We start from the raw sequence: 19228 nt of genomic DNA on the forward strand, positions 1-19228 counted from the left end.
CATGCATACTCGCCGGATTAATAATAATCGCGCGCTACAGGCATTAACACTCTATCAGGAAAATGACGAACAGGAGATATAATGAAAATAGTCATAATAGGTGCGACAGGCACAATCGGTAACGCTGTATGCACCCGGCTTACCGAACACCACCATGTCATTAAGGCATCCCGCTCAAGTGAGTTAATCGTTGACTTAAAACAACCAGAGACACTGCACAATATTTTTGATCAACATCCAGATGTCGATGCAATTTTATGTACCGCAGGTCGCTCAGCATTCGGTCAATTGGACAGTTTGACGGACGAAGAAATTAATCTGGGAATCGACAATAAACTCCAGGGGCAAATTCAGCTTGTTAGAATAGCACGAAGAAAGATGAAGGAAGGGGGAGTTATTGTCTTAACAACAGGGATGTTGGCTCAGAATCCGAATCCTCTTTCCTCTATGGCCACAATGATTAACCGAGGTATAGAAGGATTTGTTGAAGCGGCGTCATTGGATATGCCCAATATGCAAAAGCTACATGCAGTGAGCCCTCCAATGGCGAAAGAAACTGCTGAAAAATTAGGATGGCAGGGCGGTATTCCAGCGAAAGAAATAGCAAAGCTATATGAAGAAGCGCTGACTTCTACCCATCAAGGCAAGATATTTTCTTATCATCGGCTAAGCTAACAACCCTGTGCAGAGGGCAGTCAAGGCCAGACACGCTGAGGCCTCAGCACTATTTTTTGATCGTTCAGCGAAAACCCTGGCTGCCGCTGACCGACGAGTCAGACGTTGCGCTCAGCGACCTTCCCCCGTTTTATCAAAGTGACTCAAATTCAGCAGGCTCAACACTGTTTCCTGTTGCACAAAACTCTGATGTGATTGTAAGTACTGCAGTAATTGTTCATCCGCCCATGGGTCACCGGTCGCGGATATTTTCCGGTTCTGGGCCTTGCCGGTAATTTGTTGATAAACGTCGGCAGCTATGCCTTTGCCTGCTTCAATCTGATCCCGTAACAATTGATAGCCTGGTTGCCAGGCATTGACTTTGGCGCGATATTTCTGATTCATCAATGCCAGCATATCAAGCCCGGCGAAATCCAGATCTCCCCAGAAATAAAGCGTCATGCACTGCTCAAACCACGAGCTTATGAAACGATTGCGTTGTTCCAACTGACCGGCAAAAAAGAACTGACAGAGTGATGGTTCCCACAACCGTTGTGAAGCACCTTTGTATCCGGCGCTGAACACCAGGGCACAGGGAGGATTCAGATCGACCAGCTTAAAAAACGCATCCTGGTTTTCGATCAGCAGCACATAGTCAAGGTCATCCGGCAGCCAGACATTCATTATGATCTTTCGTGGCAATATCCGTTCTTCGTACTCGGGGAATAAACGACACAGCCAGTCGCGATGAGTCAGGTGTTTTGCATGTCCGTCAAACAATACCGCGCTCAACTCAGTGGTTGTCATGGCGTTTTGCTGCAGTAATTCCGGAATACGACTGAGCCTGGTGATCACTTCCTGTGAATCATAACCCGTGATCTCCAATGGCCTTCGGGCCAGCACGTCCTTATTACCCGAAAACTCTGATTGAAGGACCCGATCAGACCAGGAATGACGTTCATACAGCTGATCAAGTTCTGGAAACCACTGCCTGATCTGCTCAATACTGTCGGGCCTGAATTCCACAAAACAATCAGACATGTCTTCTTTTTCGATATCTTCTTCGCGCTGGGGTGACCAGTTGATAAACAACTGATGGTGGTGATCGAGATCGTTTAAGTATTCAAAGAACAGTCCGAGTTGATCGTTGCCAAGGTATTTGAGGTCACGAATCCTGGCGCAGTTTCTTTCGCTGAACTTTATATACAGCCGCTTGTTTCCCTTGAGATGTTTGCTGACAACTGCTTTAAACAAACAAAAGAATGCCGCTTCCAGTGGCTTTGATAACCGGGGAAGCGGCAGTGCCATCAGGCGAACTCTTCCATAAAGTCCAGTTCACCCTGGTGCATCACGACACGGCGATGGTTGGCCCATAGTTCTTTGATTCTGTCCTGGTTACATTTTTGCCGGTCAACCAGTACCCGGGTAGCCAGCTCCCCGGTTTTCTGACCCGCCGGCAACGGCACTTTGGTGAATACGAACTGATTGGAAATGAGATCCATAAACGGCCCGGATTTACTGGTTGGCATGATAAACAGAAGCTGCAATCCCAAAGTTTCGGTCAGATAGTTGATCACTTCTTTAGAGCGGGTTTCGTCCATCTTCGAGAAAGCCTCGTCAACCAGCACCATACGCAGATGGCTGTCCCCCTCGCTGAAGCGGAACGCACTGGTAATTGCGGCACTGCGAATAATATATGCAGGTGTTTCCAGCTGGCCCCCGGAACCGGTACCGTATTGGCTCAGCGCGATAGGTTCTTTGCCTTCGGGCTGTTTGTAGATTTCGTAGTTACGATAGTTACGGTAATCGGAAATCCGTTCCAGTTCACGCATGGCTTTTTGTTCATCTTCATCAAGTAGCATGGACATCAGCTGGTCACGGATTTTTTTGGATTTATCCGAAAGACTGCTGCTGAACAGCGTATTGCTCTCACCGAGACTCGGGTCGTTGATGATCTCTTTGAAGAAGCTCCAGTATTCTTTGTATTCCGGAACCCATTCCCAGCCAAACCGATAGCTTTCGCGGTCAGCCCCAAACCGATGATGCTCAAGTTCTTTATTGAGATTTTCCAGAATCCGTTTGCCATCATTGATGGACTGATAGATGGAATGACACAGGTTGGTGACGAAAGCGTTGTTGAAATCCTCTTTCAATCCCACCAGCTTATCGAGCTTATCAACCAGAATATTATTTTTCAGGCGATTGTGAACCTGGTCAGCTTCCCGGCGCACCATGCAAATGCCTTTGAAAAAGGTCTGATTATGGCCCAGCGCATAGTCAGGCTGATAAACAATGGCATCACCCGGAGTACAACGTTGATTGTGTTCGAGGATATTGCGTTCGATTTCATGGGCTTTGCTGTTCAGTTCCGCGGCAATTGCCATCACCTGGTTATCAACGAATTCCTGGGTAACATCTTTGGCCTCTTCATCGGCCGAAGCCAAGCGTGCATCGGCATCGAACTCCGGCCAGACCGTTTTGATATTACGCAGATCCTCTTCCCGGGTTTCCACCACCGTTAATGTTTCGTCCTGTTGGTCGGCAAGATCTTCACAACGTTTGCTGACTGTTTTCAGGCGGTTTTCCTGCTCGCCGGTTTCTTTATCCAGGGAGGAAATGGACTGATCCAGCTCCTGCTGCTGTTGCCGCAATCGGTTGAACTCGATTTCCAGTGACTCAAAATCCGATAAGTCCAGCATGTCCAACGCCTGTTCGCTGGTCTGTATGCTGCGATGGCATTCCAGCATGGCTTGCATGTAGTCGGCATACACCAGATGTGGCAACTGATTAACGGCATTTAACAGGTTACGGGCTTCACCAATACTCTGATCTGCCTCGTTGGCCTGAACAGCCAGTTGGTTCAGCTCAGCCTTTTTAGCCGCCAGCGCCCGCTCACGTGCACCTTTGCCAAACACCAGCTCGGAGTCAGGTAAATCACAGCGAAACATGGAATAACCTCCACTGCCCATACCTGTTGCCGTTACACCACGGCGAGTCTGGGTCAGGGTTTGAGCATCGCGAACCTGCTCGACGCTGCCATAAGTCGCGGTAATGTAGCCTTTCACCACCGCGTGGTTGAATTCCATCAGATGAATGATCGAGTTGGCCGGGACTTTCATCCGCTCAGCATCACTGCGGGCTTTAGATCCCTGAACCACACGGGCACGGTTATCCCGTCCCGGCATGTTACGAACGATCTGAATGGCTTCCGCTTCAAACTCCGGCTCCACAATGATCGAGAACCGCGCACCACCGATATAACCTTCCAGCGCCGATTGCCAGTCAGGGTCAATGACCTCAATGTAGTCACACAATACTCTGGGGTCAGCCTGTGGGCACTCCCGCCGAATTGCTTCTATGGCCGCGCGGGTATAACCGGGATAATTCACTTGCAAGGTAGACAAGCTGTCGATATCCACCTGTTTCATGGCAATTTGGCGTCGAATTGCCTGTAGCTTTTGATCACGCTGTTCCACCAGCCGCGCCACCTGATCACGCAGACTCATACCGGAACGGCTCTGCTCAGAGCTGAACCAGGTGTCACGCCACTGATTCAGTTGTTTTTGACTGGCCAGGGCGCTGTCCAGATGATCTTCGAGTGCAGCCAAGCCCGCCAGATCCTTACCCAGCAAGCGCGGGAAATCGATCTGTTCCTGTTCGGATTTGGCAATCACTGCCTTGGCCTGAGTTAACAGCGACCGCTGCCCAAGTTCAGGGATATCCGCTGACAATGAAGACTGCGACAATAATTGCTGAATGGAGCGATTGGCCTGAGCGGCACCTTCAAGATTGTTGGCCTGTTCCAACAGCTTCGGCACCAACTCGTGTAGTTTGTCGGTATTGTTGCGAATCAGTTTCTCGTAATCATCTTTGGCCTGTAACGCACCAATGCCTTTGCGCTGTGCCTCGATATTGACCAGTTGCTCATGCAACTGTTCACGCCGGCGGGCGGCCAGTTCACGGTCTTTTTTGGACTGTTCAATGGCTTCACGTATATTTTTTTGCTGTTCTTTGGTATCCAGGTACGCTTTTTGTTCTTTGAGATAACGACTTCTGGCAGCGAGATATTCCAGCACATGATGCTCAATCCACTGTTCGATATAGGCATCGGATTTGGCCCGAGTGTTCTCCAGAATACCTGCCGTTTCCTTCAGCCGGGTGGCTTCGCTTTCCATCGCATAAATGGTTTTCATCAGTTCTGAAATACTGCGAATGGCTTCGCCCAGATTTTTCGGCTCCAGAATCTCGTGAGCCACAAAACCATTGATGCTTTTGACAGGTTTGTAGGCCATAAAACGGCTGAAGGCGCGAGCCGCATTCAGCGCTTCTGCTTCGGAAACACCATCGCGACGCCCCCGCAGAGCACCATAAAGACGCCGCAGATACTGCCGTTTGGTATCGTATTTTTCAATCGCGTCAGCACCAAAACGCTTACGCACCTGCTTGGTCAGCACGTCCATGGAGACAACCTGCTTGCCACCGGAGGCATCGGTTTTCACCAGATCGTCAAGTGCCAGCTCTTCCGCCGGGCTGATAAAAAACTGCATATCATTCTGACGCGCCACAGCCTGGGTACCGGCACGGTCGAGGGAGGCAGATACACCAATCAGTGCGGTGAACGGCGACGCGGTTTCGCCCTCCGTCGGATAAAAGACCGCTCCCAGATAGCCCACTGCGCCTTCCGGTCTGGCATAACTGCCATCGTCACATCCGAGCACATAACTGGCCAGGGTTCTGACCTGTTTGTTACGGCCACGCTGGGTAGCCTCATCCTGACCGGGGTTAAACATGAACAAGGTATCATGTGCTGCTGTCATGATGGTCTGAATGGCATCCGCTGCGGTCGTCTTACCGGAGCCATTACCACCACTGAGCAGGTTGATTGGGCCAAAATCAAATTCCAAAGCCGGAATATTACCCCAATTAACATAAATAAATTTCTTCAGATACATGACTTACTCTGCCTCGTCCTGATCAAAAACAGAAGCGTGTTGATTGACGATCAACTCTTCCTCTTCTTCACCGCTATCTGGTTCGGCAATCGGTTCGACTCCACCAGTGACGTCCTGATCCATTCCCTCTACCAGGGAAGCGAGAACATCACCACTGACATAGCTCATGATCATTGGCCGGATACGCAACCACAATTCGACATCTTCAAATGATGCTTCAGGATTCAGACTGATCAATCGCAATTGCCGGGTACGACGAAACAGAGCTTTACGTTCGGTCACGTTTTCCGGAAGGGTCCGCTTCAACAGGTTTTTCATGGCGATGTTTATGTTTTCCAATGACGCCAGAACATTACCATGTTCATCAACCTGCCCTTCTCTGAGCGCTTTGTCATATAAGCTTCGCAATACCAGCACCAGGGCGACTTCGTGTTGATTCAAACGCACCCGAAAACCACCATTGAAGGGAGTATCTTCTTCGGCATCCATACCCGGCACTTCCGCTCCTGGCGGAAACAATCGTACAAACTGAAACTTACGATCGTGCTGCATGCGAATGCTGAGCACGGTGAGGTAATCCTCAACCAGACCTTCAAGGCGTACAAAACGGTCGTACAAAACCTGTTCAACCTGACTTTCATCACGACAGATCACACCATAATCCATCAGCCGGATCATCAGCTCGGTAAAATCACGTAACTGCAGGCCCTGTTTTTCAAGCTGGTTTTCCAGTGCATTCAACATAAGAACTTATTCCTGATTATTCGTAACCAGACAAATTTCGAACACATCCTGTCTGGCAAAATATTCATTTTCGTGGGTTTCGTTTTCGACCGGTGTCACCTGAAACCGGAATTCCGTGGACAGGTTGCTGGCCGCACCGACTTCGATAGCATGGGAAACAGATAACAGATCCCTGGCGGTTTCAACCGGTAATTGCCGGGTATCCACTTTATGGCCGGCTAACAGATTCCGATACAGATAATCACGGATGGTCTGATCGCTGATAAAAAAGGCCTGATCCAGCAGCTGCTGGATATAAATGTCTTTGCGGGCCTCGACATCAAAACTCTCACTGCTGTCGATATCCATCGCCAATACCAGACGCCTGCGCGGCGCTGCCAGACGCACCTGTTGCGGGTCAACATACCCGAGTCGCGGTACTGCCATGATTTCACCGGCATGCAACAAGGCCTGCCCCTGTTCCTGTGCAGGCAGTTCGGACAGGCGCTTACAGATACTCACCAGATCATTATGCTGCTGGCTGGACAAATAGCTCATCTGTCGGATGATGATATCTGCCCGTTTGGTAAAACTCTGCAAAGCCCGCCGCAATTGCGGCACCATGACATCACTGGCAGCTCGGATGCGATATTCGATGCCATCCAACAGTGACCACAATAACGATTGCCCAGCCACGATCTGATCAGGTAACAGTTCCCGCAATCGCTGTTCCGTCCGGGTTTTAAAGGCTCGATCTTTTTTGCGGATTTTCTGAATTAACGCTTCGATACGGTCACGAAATTTTTCGACGCTGTCAGCTGATAAGCGAATAGAGAGGTCGGGCTGAAAACGCTTTTCCATAAAATCGAAAAATTCATCACTGGCTTTTTGCACCAGCATCTGGGTTTCCATATCCTTGACCAACTCCCTGCGTCGATCATCAAGCTCTGTGATGACATCGGTAAAGTCAGCGATGATGCGTTCGGAATACTCAAACGCATCCAGCAGATCATAGACTTCACCGTTGCTGAGAAAGGCGCTCAGGGAGTTATAAGTGCCGCGAGTATTGCGATGGCGGGTTCGGGCACTGCGTTCAGACGCAATAAACGGCTCGGTAAACTGACGGCCAAAACGACTGAAGGCATAAGTGCTTTGTAACGTGGCTTCATCCACCTGACGTTCAAGCCAACCATATTCGAGCAGACTGTTCAAAATCCAGCCGGCCTGTTCACGACTGTTACGAAAACGCTGCTCACCGGTGGATTCATCGGAATCATCAGCCAGCACCGGGGCACGCTCAAGCGCCTCCTGGAAAATTTCTATCAGGTTGTCGCGCTGCAACGCCTGACCATAGTCTGCGTGGCTGGCACTGTAGAGGCGCAAGTACAGTTCTCTCAGGCATTCAACCACCTGTTCACGATATTTGCTGGTCAAAGGTTTGAAAAACTGCGCTCTCGGTTGTTCGAAAAACATCCAGTCAGATCCGAAAAGATTTGAAAATCAAGGATTTAGGGAAAATTAAAAGATTGCCTACTTTAGCTGATTGAAAGCCGGCTAGCCAGTGTTGTTAAGTAACCCTTAAAAGTCGAGAATGGTCACTGAACTTAAACAGATGATACAAACATGTCCATGATCCCTTTTATTGCCAACATCAGTCCGCAGGAGAAGAATCATTGGCTGGAACGATTGAATAACGTTCTGCCGGAAGTATCTGTTATCGCCTCTGACGAACTGGACGACGACCAATGCGAAACAGCCCGTGTGGCCATCGTTGCCAACCCCGCTCCAACAGAGTTACAACGCTTCACCCGGCTGATCTGGGTGCAGAGCCTTTGGGCTGGAGTCGAACAAATGGTTGAACTTCCATTACTCAAAGATGTAACCATCGTTAAAATGGCTGATCCGGAGCTGGCCGCTACGATGGCCGAAGCAGTGCTGACCTGGACGCTCTATTTACACAGGAACATCCCGCTATACCGGCAGCTGCAGCAGCAGCATCTCTGGCGACCAATGGAGTATGTCGCCGCCCGGGACCGAACCGTCAGCGTTCTGGGTACCGGCGCTCTCGGAACGGCAGCCATTCACCGCCTGCAGATTATGGGATTTAAAGTACTGGCCTGGAGCCGCAGCGCTAAAAATATCGCCGGCATTCATCACTTTCATGGCGTTGGGCAATTGCCCGAGCTGCTGGCCCAAACGGATATTCTCGTCAGCCTGCTGCCACTAACGCCCTCCACCACCGGACTCATGAATCAGGAAAGACTGGCACAATTAAAAAGCGGAGCCAGTGTGATCAACTTTTCCCGCTCGCGAATCTTTGACTATCAGGCGTTGATGCTATTGCTGGAACAGCACCAGCTGCAGCATGCAGTGCTCGATGTTTTTGACCAGGAACCTCTGAACTCAGACGATCCACTATGGGAACATCCCAGCATTACCGTACTTCCACACATATCAGGCCCGACCAGTCCTGAAACCGCAAGCCTGATCGTGCAAACAAACATACGTAATTACCTGACTGATGGCATCATCCCCGGAGGTGTTAATAAACATACCGGTTACTGACACAACCGGTGATTGAGAATCCGGTTGCCGATAAGAACAGCTACAAGCTGCAAACGGCTGCACCTTTTTGAACATTGGGCCGGGCATAGAACTGATCCCGATAACGAATCACCTGAGTAAAGGACTCAGTGCCCAAAGTCTCGTGTCCTTCATAAAAGTCGAGCGCTTTGATCCAAGGTGCAATGGCAATATCTGCAATGGTCATCTCGTCATCACCCATAATCCATTCCCGTGTCTGCAACCGCTGATCCAGGACCGTCAATATACGCTTCGCTTCAGCGGTATAACGCTCCAGCGCATAGCTATCAGAGGTTTTTTCGCGGGCAAATTTAAAGAAGTGACCAAACTGTCCAAACATCGGACCGACATGAGCCACCTGCAGGAACAGCCATTGAATGGTTTCCCAGCGTCTTGCAGGATCAGAAGGCAGAAAACGCCCGGTTTTCTCCGCCAGATACATCAATATTGCACCCGACTCCATAAACGTGATCGATTGACCACTGGGACCATTCGGATCAATCAAAGCAGGTATTTTTGAGTTCGGATTGAGCTGCTTGAATTCTTCATCAAACTGATCACCGGCCATGATATCAATCTTATGGGCCTCATATTCCAGCCCCGTCTCCTCCAGCATAATGCCGACTTTTTGGCCATTGGGAGTGGCCAATGAATACAACTGGATGATATCAGGCCGTGTTGCCGGCCAGCGGCTGGGAAATAACATACTCATTAAGAATCTCCTGTTGTTGAAGCTTCCTAAATAAGGTTTTTATTCCCCTAATACAACCATTTGAGAATCAGGTATCGATAAATTACTCAACACCCAGATGTATCAGTCCGTTAATTCCACCAGCGTTAATGACTTCTTTAAAACCAGTACGCATCAAGACTGTTTTGGCCATTCCAGCCCTGGGGCCATGGGCGCAATAAACGATACAGGGCTTACTGACATCCGGTTTCTGCTTCTCCAGAATTTCCGGTAACTGATCCAAGGGCCAGTTTACTGCGCCAACAATATGACCATTCCGAAATTCCATCGGTGAACGAACATCGATCAATACCGCACCCTCTGGCAACTGCAAAGGCTCGCGTTGCGATGATAGCCAGCTAAACATACTCATAAATCACCTCGACTCACATTTTGATGCTCTAAATATTACATTAGATTTTTCTAATTTAAAAATGCATTTATCCCTGGCAGACAAATCGAACAGTATGGGTGACAGCGGGGGTTGGATAATTGAGAATGTCCCCTATTATGACAAATCGGTTTCAAGCGAGGTCTTATGAGCACACTAAATCTAGCTAAAGTTGGAAGCAAAGCGCCTGCATTCACGACAGAAAACCAACATGGCCAAAAGGTCTCCCTGAAAGATTTCAAGGGCCGAAAAGTGGTTCTGTATTTTTATCCAAAGGCCATGACACCTGGCTGTACCACTCAGGCCTGCGGTATTCGCGATCATCAGGAAGAATTCCAGCAACTCAATACCGTTGTTCTGGGTATTTCACCTGATGCGCCAAAACGGCTGATCAAATTTATTGAAAAAGAGTCGTTGAACTTTGACCTGCTCAGCGATGAAGACCACAGCATTGCAGAAAAATATGGAGTCTGGGGCCTGAAAAAATTTATGGGCCGTGAATATGACGGTATCCACCGGATCACCTTTATTATTGATGAAGACGGCAAAGTCGCTTCCGTCATGCCCAAAGTAACAACCAAAACCCACCACGATGATGTACTGGCCGTCATCAGAAGCTTATAAGTCATAAACAGGAACATCGAATGATCGACAAACTGACCGAAAATTATCGGGATATCATCGTCCAACTGGGTGAAAACCCTGACAGAGAAGGGCTTCTGGATACCCCTCAGCGAGCAGCAAAAGCCATGGCTTTTTTGACTGAAGGGTACAATCAGTCTCTGGAAGAAATTGTGAATGGTGCCATTTTCGAAAGTGAAATGGATGAAATGGTGGTGGTAGAAGGCATTGAGTTCTACTCCTTGTGTGAACACCATCTGCTGCCATTTATCGGAACTGCCAGTATTGCTTACATCCCCGATGGTAAAGTACTGGGACTGAGTAAGTTCGCTCGTATCGTCGACATGTTTGCCCGTCGCCTGCAGATTCAGGAAAACCTGACCAGACAGATTGCTCATGCCATCAGTGATATTACCCAATGCAAAGGCGTTGGCGTGGTACTCGAAGCAAAACATATGTGTATGATGATGCGCGGCGTGCAAAAGCAGAACTCGGTAATGAGTACGTCCATGATGCTGGGTTCTTTCCGTAAGTCACAAGCCACCCGAAGCGAGTTTCTGACTCTGATTGGACAACGTAAGCCATGAACACCGAAGCAAGGATCAGAATCAAAAATCTGCGTCTGCGAACGTTTATCGGAATTAAAGATGAGGAAATCAGGAACAAGCAGGATATTGTCCTTAATGTCGTCATCCTGTTCGATGCCACCCAGGCCATCTGTTCAACTGACATCGAAACGACTCTGAACTATCGAACCATTACTAAGGAAATCATCAGCTTTGTTGAAAACAATCACTTCGCTCTGCTGGAGAAACTGACCAACGATGTTCTTGAAATGGTCATGAAGTATTCTGAAGTGAAACATGCAGAAGTTGAGATCGATAAACCACATGCACTTAGATTTGCAGATTCAGTTTCGGTTTCCCTGTCGCGGTCACGTTGATTCGATAAATTCAAAACATTACCTCAACCTGCTATTTGTTTAATTAACAGCCGAACTATTTTTTCCATAGAAAAGCAGTGTATCTGCTGCTTTTCTGATCAGCAAAATGTGACAAAAAACACATTCATAAAAAAAACCATCACCAAAACTTGATTAAACAATTTGTAAACGAATAGAATCGTTCGCGTACTAGGGAATGTACGAAAGTTTGAAAGGATTCATGCACACCGTTTCCATCTATCGACTTGTCTCGCTGCATTCTCTAGAACCTATCTAATCTCAAAAAAAAGTAGTTCATAGGAAGAGAAAGCATGCCAAATTTACCATATAGGAAAACACTTCTGGCCATATCCATTGCTTCTGCAGCACTGGCTATATCTGGTTGTAACAGTGAAGATAGTTCAGATAAATCATCTGGTCTCAGCTACGACAGCAGCAACACAGTTTCCAGCTCATCAGGCAATTTCATCAACGTTACTGCTCCTAAAGGGACTATTACCGGGACAGTGATGGATACCAGGGGTAATTTCCTCTCTGGCGTCACAGTTGCAGTTGCCGGTCAATCCACGACCACAGACAGCAACGGTCAATATGTATTCACCGATATCCCCGTTACCCAGACCGTCGAACTGGATGAAGAGAATATTTACAGCCAGGCTCTGAGCATTTCCATTTCTGCCGGCTCTAACTACTTAAGCGCTACAGTTACCGTATTACCGACTGCACAGATTCTTGAAACTACCAGCAATGACGATGCTGATGACACGACCTCTACAACGACGTTCGTAGATGGCTATTTGGCCCAGGCTGGTACTGCAGTTCTGCCAGCACTAACCGTTGAAGCACCCGGTTTCCTACGTCACTCTGAAACTGGCAGCCAGATCGCTGCTGCCACTATTGGTGCCAGAGTTACAGCTGTAAATGGCATCGCAACAGAACAACCGCAAAATGGCGTCTTCACCTCTTACTCTTCCAATCTGATTACGGCCATAACTGGTACTGATGGCGAATTTACTCTGTCAAACCTGCCTGAAGATGCAGAACTTAAACTGGTAGTCAGCGGTTATGACATTGATACCACCATGTCTGACTCAACTCTGGACACCAGCAACTACAACGACTCTGTTGATCTGCCTTCCAGAAACCTCTATGTCACCAAAGCAGACACCTCTGACACGATTGCACCATTCGTCACCAAAGTCACTGAAGTGGTTGCCCAGTCTGCATCAACCGGTATGCTGAATGACGATGTGACCAATACGTTGACCATCAAGTTCAGCGAAGAGATTGACAGTAACTATTTCGATACTGCCGACAACTCCATTGTCGTTCGCAATGTCAACGATGCCGCCTACGTTGCTGTCACCTCCGCTGAGCTTTCCGGCGATGTATTGACCGTAACACTGGCTGAAAATGTTATCGCCGGTAACACTTATAACATCCTGTTGTTGAAAGCTGATCTGCTTGACCTGGCAGGTAATGCTGTTGAAACCGGTAGTGATATTGGCTATGACTCAGACACGACCACTGCTACCGGTTCTGAATACCTCAAACTGGTTATGAAGGCATATGCCGAAGCCAATCAGAATGCCACTGCCCCGGATCTCAGCCAGCCGACAACCGATGACAGCGGTATTGATGATCTGGAACTGGTACAAGCAAAATCTCCAGCATTTGCTGATATCGATGACAGCAATCCAGGTATCCAACAACTGAACGATGCTTCTGATGACAACACCAACGGTAGTTATGATACTGCAGAACGTTTGACCGACCTGGTCGCAACACTGGCCGCTACTGCCGGATTGAGCGAAACAGCCACTGTCACCACTAACGTCGCGCGTGTGGAATTTACCGCCACCAACGCCAGTTACTACACCGTTGCTGTTGCTGGTGCCAACGGAGCTGACAAAACATCTTCTGTCACGTTCAACGTTTTGGATAACGCCACCTGGGGTACCGGAACAGAATTTACCGCTGACGAAGTAAATGGCGATATCGCCATGGTTGTCACTGGTGTGGTACCAGGAGACGTAGTCACCATTACACCATATGACGACTTCGGTTATGCTGGTACAGCAAAATCCCTTGAATTGACAGATAACGTACCACCAACAACCATTCTGCAAACAGCTTATGGTACCGGTAATGCAGACAGCGGCCGGGTAGTCAGCCTGCAATACGGTGATGGTGGTGAGCAGTCTTCTCTGGAAGATGCTGTTGTTGGTCTGCCTTACTTCGATCTGACTCCTCGCCTGCTGGGTGAAGTGAACGGTACCGGTACCGGTGATTATGAAGACAACCTGGCGCGTCTCTATGAGTTCAACGCCACCAACAACCTGACCACCAATAACAACGAAGTTGCTGCTGGTGAATACTTCATCGAACCTGATACCAACATCTATGACACTATCGCTTATTCAGGTTTTGTCGGTGGTTATGATTTTGGACGCAAGGTTGGCGTTGCATTCTCTGAAGATGTCGCATTACTGCAAGACCCGGCATTCTCTGGCGCAGCTACACTGAGCAACTTCACAGTAAACAACGACGTTATCATCGATGACAATGGCAGCACGGTTAATGCAGACCTGGTTCAATTCGAAGTCGGCGATATCTATGCCTTTGCGCTGGCTGAAAACGGTACACAGCTCGACTTCACCGATGCAGTCCAGGACAACAGCGGTAATGTCGCAGCTTCAGCAGCAAATAACGGTGGATCCATTATTGGCAGCCCGTCTGTTATCTTCCGTGATGAAATCCCTGCCCTGGTTACCTCTGCCATTTACAATGGTCGCGAATTTGTCATTACCTTCGACAAAGCCATCGACCTGACTCAGGTAGAAGATCTTTCTAATGCCATGGAGTTGAATGGTGTTGTCATTGACCTGTCTTCTGAAGACAACTACGACTGGGACAGCAGTACAAACACTCTGACAGTTAAACTGGATGCTTATGGACAATTCGCCATCGCTTCTGTTTTCGATCTGAAAAAATACAACGATGTGACTCCAAACCTGAGCTCATCTGTCAGCGGTGACGGCATCAAATACCGTCATGGTAAACTGGACTTCAGCAACATTACCAACGCTAACGGTGCATCATGGGCTTATTACAATGATCTGGGTGCCAGCAACGAAGGTTATTTCGAACAACCAACCTTTGCCGCAGTCAACATTGTAGAAGACTTTGAAGATACGACTGGATCAACTCTGTCAGCTGCTGGAAATACCAGCATCAGCGTAACCTATTCGTTTACACACGAACTGGATCTGTCAAACGTTGACTACAATGCCAGCTCTGGAACCATTGATGAAACAGATATCCTGAACAACATGGTTACCTGGACAACATCTGGTACTGGAGACATCACTGATGCAGCATTCTCTGAGAACAAACTGAGCAATGGTGGCGTTGAATACACCTTCACTTTCACTCTGGATGCAGCAGCTGTTGCTGGTGATACGTTAGTGGTTGATTTCTCTGGTGGCAGCAACACCAGCACCAGTAACTATACCGGTGCAACTCTGACACCCAAAACCATCACTATCAACTAAGATAGAGATCACAACAAAAAAGCCCTTGAGCATACTCAAGGGCTTTTTTTTATCGAAGCGTTTTGTCAATCACATCGGTCCAACCGGACGACTCGAAGAATTATTCTCCCAAATAGCGCTTGCGTTTATTCTCTTTTAGAGCGGTCAAATCCACTACTACAAAACCGTCCAGACAATATCCAAAATCAACATCTATATTAAACGCACAGAAAGTAACACCACCAACCTCTGCAACTTCTGCGTATTGTTTATAGAGCGTGGGTACGGTTAATCTCAGACGTTTCAAACGCTCCTGAAGCTGCTTGAACTCCTCACGATAATCTGCACCAAAGTGACATATTTCGTGGTATTTTTTGGGGATCTTATAAGCATTTTTTGGGGATACCCAATTTTGACCATTATCAAAGTGGCTGGCATAAAATGAAACAATCAGCGCTTTTGCTCTTCCTGGCAATTGTCCGCTGATGGATACCGGACCAAACAAATAGCGAATGTCAGGATTATATTTAAGGTACGCACCAATGCCATACCATAAATAATCCAGGCTGCGATTACCCCAGTATTTTGGCTGAACAAAACTGCGTCCCAGTTCCAGGCCTGAAGACAAAACCTCGTCAAAGGATGGATTGAATTGAAATAAAGTCTCAGTGTAAAGGCGGCTGTACTCTGATCGCTTAAGCAACTTTTGTACATTACCCAGCCGGTATGCCCCGACGATTTCCTGCTGTCGCTCATCCCACAAAATGAGATGTTCATAATAAAAATCAAACTGATCGATATCGTAGGACTTGCCTGAGCCCTCTCCAACCGCACGAAAAGCAACTTCCCGCAAACGCCCCAGTTCTTTTAGTAATGCGGTTTGCGAAGAGAACTGGCAGAGATAAATCTGTTTCCCATCACGCGTTTTTCCCAAACACGGAAACGCACCAATTTCACCTGCAATTACGTCATTGGGCTGAGGTTCAATAAGTTTTTGTAGAAATCTGAGCTGGATAACTTTTCCTTTACGGAAAAGCTGAACTCTGGGAAGAGATATTTTCCGGGGTTTTAGCTGAAATCCACTGAGTTTTAGTTGAGCCATATAAGCATTACATATCTGTGACGACAACTTTCACTATATTTGGGCTATGTAACACTCACATGACAAAAAGATAACAGAATTGTTTCCGCCAAGGACAGAGAAATTCAATCCCTTCCAGACCGAAACCTTGGGAAGGCCAGAAACAAAGGGGAAAGACAATCCGGCCGGTCCCCGATCCCCCCTTATCATACACGGGGCAATTAAACAGATAATCCTGGTTACCCTGATGGTCTATCTGACAATGTTGCCCGAAGCGTCTTGATTTATTTGAGTTTGCATTGCCGGTGGTGATGCCTTCCGGCATCACATGACTGACCCAACATAAATGCTCGCAGAGGCAATATTATCCATATAATAAATAAGTTTTTTCACAAAACCGGCTTATACGATACCTGTCACCACCATCCAACAGACACCGAATAACAGTAACGCCCAAAACATGGTTGAAACAATCCATTGGTTCATATGAACATAACTGCCGTCGGATGATTTGTGGACCTGTCCGGTAAATAAAATATAAACCGCATGCAGGTAATACCCTGGCTTAAACAAAAATTTCAGAATGGTTTCCATTGGACTCTCCTCGCTCGAAGGTTATTTAATTATTATTGTTATTATTAAAGTAGATATAAGCTGCAATGTTTGCAGCCTTACTGCAAGGGAAATATATGAGAATAATTAAATAATATAAGTCAACGCGTAGTAATAAAATTTGGAATTAAAAATAATAGCAAAGCAGGCTGAAAAATCGCATCGGAATCCTGTTATTTTGGAAAAAATCTCTGGATAAAGTCAGCAAGGAACACAAGACAGAAAACTGTGACCGCTCCATAGAGAGCTTATTTGTACTGCTCCACAGGTCAGCGACCGAGGCATCGTGGATGCTGAATCAAAAAATGCGAGCTTAATAAGACATCAATGACCGATTTAAACGGATGTTACGCCGCATGGGCAATACAGGTAGTTACTTAAAGGCTCCTAAAATTTTACCTGTTCAATAACCCAGACCTGATTGTCATATCTCATCGAAAACTCAGCATGGTAACCTGCTGGCAGATTTTCCCGCATGTGTCCGGCATCCAGATAATGATCAAATGCCGGTGCCCATATCCATTCTGGTACGGATGCATAACGATACCGGAAAACACCCTTTAAAAGCCGCATATCTCCATCGACAGGCCAGGTTATCTGTTCCAGTTTTACGAAGCGTAGTTCCGCAACAACAAAACCAAGATCCGGATCAAATACAGTTTTACCTTTAGCAGCTAAATTAAACTCATATGCCGGAACCACCAGATATTCCGGCGCGGTAATTTCCATAGACTTACCTGTGCGGGTCAAAAAACCTTCCTGATACAGAACATCCAGTTTTTCCAACAGCTGATATTTCCGGGTATCAACTGTGACCGGCATGGAAATCGGCAACCAATAACGAACTTGAGAGTTGATCCTTGCCTTCAATCGGTTTTGTGAAATTAGCCACATTTTCTGATGCTGAGCAGTCGTCACCAGCGGCCGGTTGTCCTGAGCCAGGACATGAGTGCAGCAGATAATTGAGACCAGTATCGAAAAAAAAAGTAAATTCCCTGCATGCCATGCTTTTGCTCTCATTACTCGCATTTTATAACCTACTGATAGTTAAGCCATTTTCAAACGGGGATATAACTGAGCATATATATATGAAAAAAAAATAGTAGTGGCCGCTCCTGTCAATTACTGCAAATGCTATATTAGTAACACTGTTGATCGTAGCAGCAACAGATGGTGACTACTCCCATGTTGGCAAATGCCACATGACCTTGCCGGACTCTCCCCCGATTCCGGCTTTTTTTTGTCTGCAGTATTGCAGTAGTGGAAACATCACTGCCCCTATTCAAAACGATATCTCTTCCTTCTCCCGATCAGCTTTATTCACCTCATCACTCCGCAACATCCATGATGGGAGATGAAAAAGCACACTACAAGCCATAGAATAGCGCCGATTCATCGTTAGGACATGCCCGTTTTGCACGCAACCAACCATTTACTCGACCGACACCGCGATCAGATTTCTGACAACATTTGGTATCTCGCCATTCCCAAAGGCGCAGGTCCATTGCCGAATCTGCCATTCAAATTTGCCAGCAGCGACAATGCAGCCGTAGTCCATCAGCATCCAGATGGAACGATTCAAGCTGGACTCACTGCTCCGGAGGAGGCCGTCGAACACATCATTTTGTTTTTTCCCAAATCCAAATCGGAGGCCGATATCCTCTCCCGGCTGGCATTATCAAAACTAACGCCCGGAGGCAAACTGTGGCTGACCGGCGAAAACAAAGGCGGCATAAAAACGGTTCCAAAATATTTCAGTGCCATGGGCCTGACTGCGCGGAAAATCGATGCTGCGCGTCACTGTTCTTTATTTGAAGTGATCAACGATACGACAACACCGGAAACCGCACCTGACATACCGGTCAGCCGCGTCCAAACCGCCGGCGGCCTGACCATCTGCAGCTTTCCTGGTGTATTTGGACATACAAAACTGGATCAAGGCAGCTTGCTGTTGCTGGAAAATCTACCGAGGTTGAGTGGCAAAGTTCTGGACTTTGGCTGCGGTAGCGGCCTGATCAGTGCCACTTTGCTGCAACGTCACCCCAATATCAACATGCATGCCAGTGACATCTCCTATAACGCGCTTCAGGCAACGGCACTGACACTGAAAACCAACGACCTGCCAAGTGCGACATTATGGCATTCGGACGGTTTCAACCAGCTTGATCAACGGTTTAATCACATTGTCTCAAACCCACCGTTCCATGAGGGCACCAAAACCGAGTATTCGGTCACCGAAACGTTTATCAGACAGGCCAAAACACGACTGGCCAGCGGCGGTTCACTCACCATCGTTGCCAATGGCTTTCTGAAATATGAACCCGTGTTCGAGCAGGCTTTCGGTCATTGCAATACGTTGGCTCAGGCCAAAGGTTTTAAAATTCTCCAGGCATTTAACAGATAAC

General features: G+C 47.6%; 16 protein-coding genes. 7 read left to right on the top strand and 9 right to left on the bottom strand.

Annotated elements, in window-relative coordinates; translation table 11 throughout:
* The first annotated feature begins 81 nt into the window (after positions 1 to 81).
* Complete coding sequence (locus YC6258_RS20525) at positions 82 to 675, top strand: short chain dehydrogenase (protein WP_044618582.1); 594 nt, start codon at positions 82 to 84, stop codon at positions 673 to 675.
* Between the two features lie 111 nt (positions 676 to 786).
* Here the strand turns inward: YC6258_RS20525 and YC6258_RS20530 are convergent, their stop codons facing one another.
* The 4 genes from YC6258_RS20530 to YC6258_RS20545 are packed head-to-tail and all read right to left on the bottom strand — an operon-like array spanning position 787 to position 7802.
* A complete protein-coding gene (locus YC6258_RS20530; RefSeq protein ID WP_044618583.1) occupies positions 787 to 1962 on the bottom strand; it encodes a Wadjet anti-phage system protein JetD domain-containing protein in 1176 nt (391 codons plus the stop codon).
* Positions 1962 to 5606 (bottom strand): ATP-binding protein, encoded by a 3645-nt coding sequence (locus YC6258_RS20535; protein ID WP_044618584.1) that lies wholly within the window; start codon positions 5604 to 5606, stop codon positions 1962 to 1964. Before YC6258_RS20535 ends, YC6258_RS20530 begins: the two co-directional genes overlap by 1 nt.
* 3 nt (positions 5607 to 5609) lie before the next feature.
* Positions 5610 to 6350 (bottom strand): DUF4194 domain-containing protein, encoded by a 741-nt coding sequence (locus YC6258_RS20540; RefSeq protein ID WP_044618585.1) that lies wholly within the window; start codon positions 6348 to 6350, stop codon positions 5610 to 5612.
* A gap of 6 nt (positions 6351 to 6356) precedes the next feature.
* Entirely contained in the window at positions 6357 to 7802 is a 1446-nt protein-coding gene (locus tag YC6258_RS20545) for a Wadjet anti-phage system protein JetA family protein (protein WP_044618586.1), read from the bottom strand.
* A gap of 150 nt (positions 7803 to 7952) precedes the next feature.
* Here YC6258_RS20545 and YC6258_RS20550 point away from each other — a divergent pair, with 150 nt between their 5' ends.
* Entirely contained in the window at positions 7953 to 8894 is a 942-nt protein-coding gene (locus YC6258_RS20550; protein WP_044618587.1) for a 2-hydroxyacid dehydrogenase, read from the top strand.
* Positions 8895 to 8934: 40 nt separating this feature from the next.
* Here the strand turns inward: YC6258_RS20550 and YC6258_RS20555 are convergent, their stop codons facing one another.
* Entirely contained in the window at positions 8935 to 9624 is a 690-nt protein-coding gene (locus tag YC6258_RS20555; RefSeq protein ID WP_044618588.1) for a glutathione S-transferase N-terminal domain-containing protein, read from the bottom strand.
* Positions 9625 to 9706: 82 nt separating this feature from the next.
* Positions 9707 to 10015, bottom strand: coding sequence for a rhodanese-like domain-containing protein (locus YC6258_RS20560; RefSeq protein ID WP_044618589.1), 309 nt, complete (start codon positions 10013 to 10015; stop codon positions 9707 to 9709).
* A gap of 165 nt (positions 10016 to 10180) precedes the next feature.
* Between YC6258_RS20560 and bcp the strand changes: the two genes are divergently transcribed.
* The 4 genes from bcp (at position 10181) to YC6258_RS20580 (ending at position 15151) form a co-directional block, all read left to right on the top strand.
* Positions 10181 to 10657, top strand: coding sequence for a thioredoxin-dependent thiol peroxidase (gene bcp, locus YC6258_RS20565; protein ID WP_044618590.1), 477 nt, complete (start codon positions 10181 to 10183; stop codon positions 10655 to 10657).
* A gap of 20 nt (positions 10658 to 10677) precedes the next feature.
* Positions 10678 to 11241 (top strand): GTP cyclohydrolase I FolE, encoded by a 564-nt coding sequence (gene folE, locus YC6258_RS20570; RefSeq protein WP_044618591.1) that lies wholly within the window; start codon positions 10678 to 10680, stop codon positions 11239 to 11241.
* Positions 11238 to 11597, top strand: coding sequence for a dihydroneopterin triphosphate 2'-epimerase (gene folX / locus YC6258_RS20575; RefSeq protein ID WP_044618592.1), 360 nt, complete (start codon positions 11238 to 11240; stop codon positions 11595 to 11597). The genes folE and folX overlap by 4 nt, the downstream gene beginning before the upstream one ends.
* Positions 11598 to 11908: 311 nt before the next feature.
* Positions 11909 to 15151 (top strand): carboxypeptidase-like regulatory domain-containing protein, encoded by a 3243-nt coding sequence (locus YC6258_RS20580; RefSeq protein ID WP_044618593.1) that lies wholly within the window; start codon positions 11909 to 11911, stop codon positions 15149 to 15151.
* A gap of 100 nt (positions 15152 to 15251) precedes the next feature.
* On the opposite strand, the gene YC6258_RS20585 is transcribed toward YC6258_RS20580, so the two are convergent.
* The 3 genes from YC6258_RS20585 to YC6258_RS20595 all read right to left on the bottom strand — a co-directional run bounded on the left by YC6258_RS20585 (position 15252) and on the right by YC6258_RS20595 (position 17717).
* Positions 15252 to 16232, bottom strand: a complete 981-nt coding sequence (locus YC6258_RS20585) for a GNAT family N-acetyltransferase (RefSeq protein ID WP_052830442.1) — start codon at positions 16230 to 16232, stop codon at positions 15252 to 15254.
* Between the two features lie 381 nt (positions 16233 to 16613).
* Positions 16614 to 16805: a hypothetical protein gene (locus tag YC6258_RS20590; RefSeq protein WP_044618594.1), complete on the bottom strand. Its 192-nt coding sequence runs from the start codon at positions 16803 to 16805 to the stop codon at positions 16614 to 16616.
* Between the two features lie 405 nt (positions 16806 to 17210).
* Complete coding sequence (locus YC6258_RS20595) at positions 17211 to 17717, bottom strand: hypothetical protein (protein WP_144407705.1); 507 nt, start codon at positions 17715 to 17717, stop codon at positions 17211 to 17213.
* Positions 17718 to 18237: 520 nt separating this feature from the next.
* Between YC6258_RS20595 and YC6258_RS20605 the strand changes: the two genes are divergently transcribed.
* On the top strand, positions 18238 to 19227 hold the full coding sequence (locus tag YC6258_RS20605; protein WP_169749003.1) for a class I SAM-dependent methyltransferase: 990 nt from the start codon (positions 18238 to 18240) through the stop codon (positions 19225 to 19227).
* Position 19228 lies beyond the last annotated feature (1 nt).

Source organism: Gynuella sunshinyii YC6258 (assembly GCF_000940805.1).
In the GTDB taxonomy this organism is placed as follows: Bacteria; Pseudomonadota; Gammaproteobacteria; order Pseudomonadales; family Natronospirillaceae; genus Gynuella; species Gynuella sunshinyii.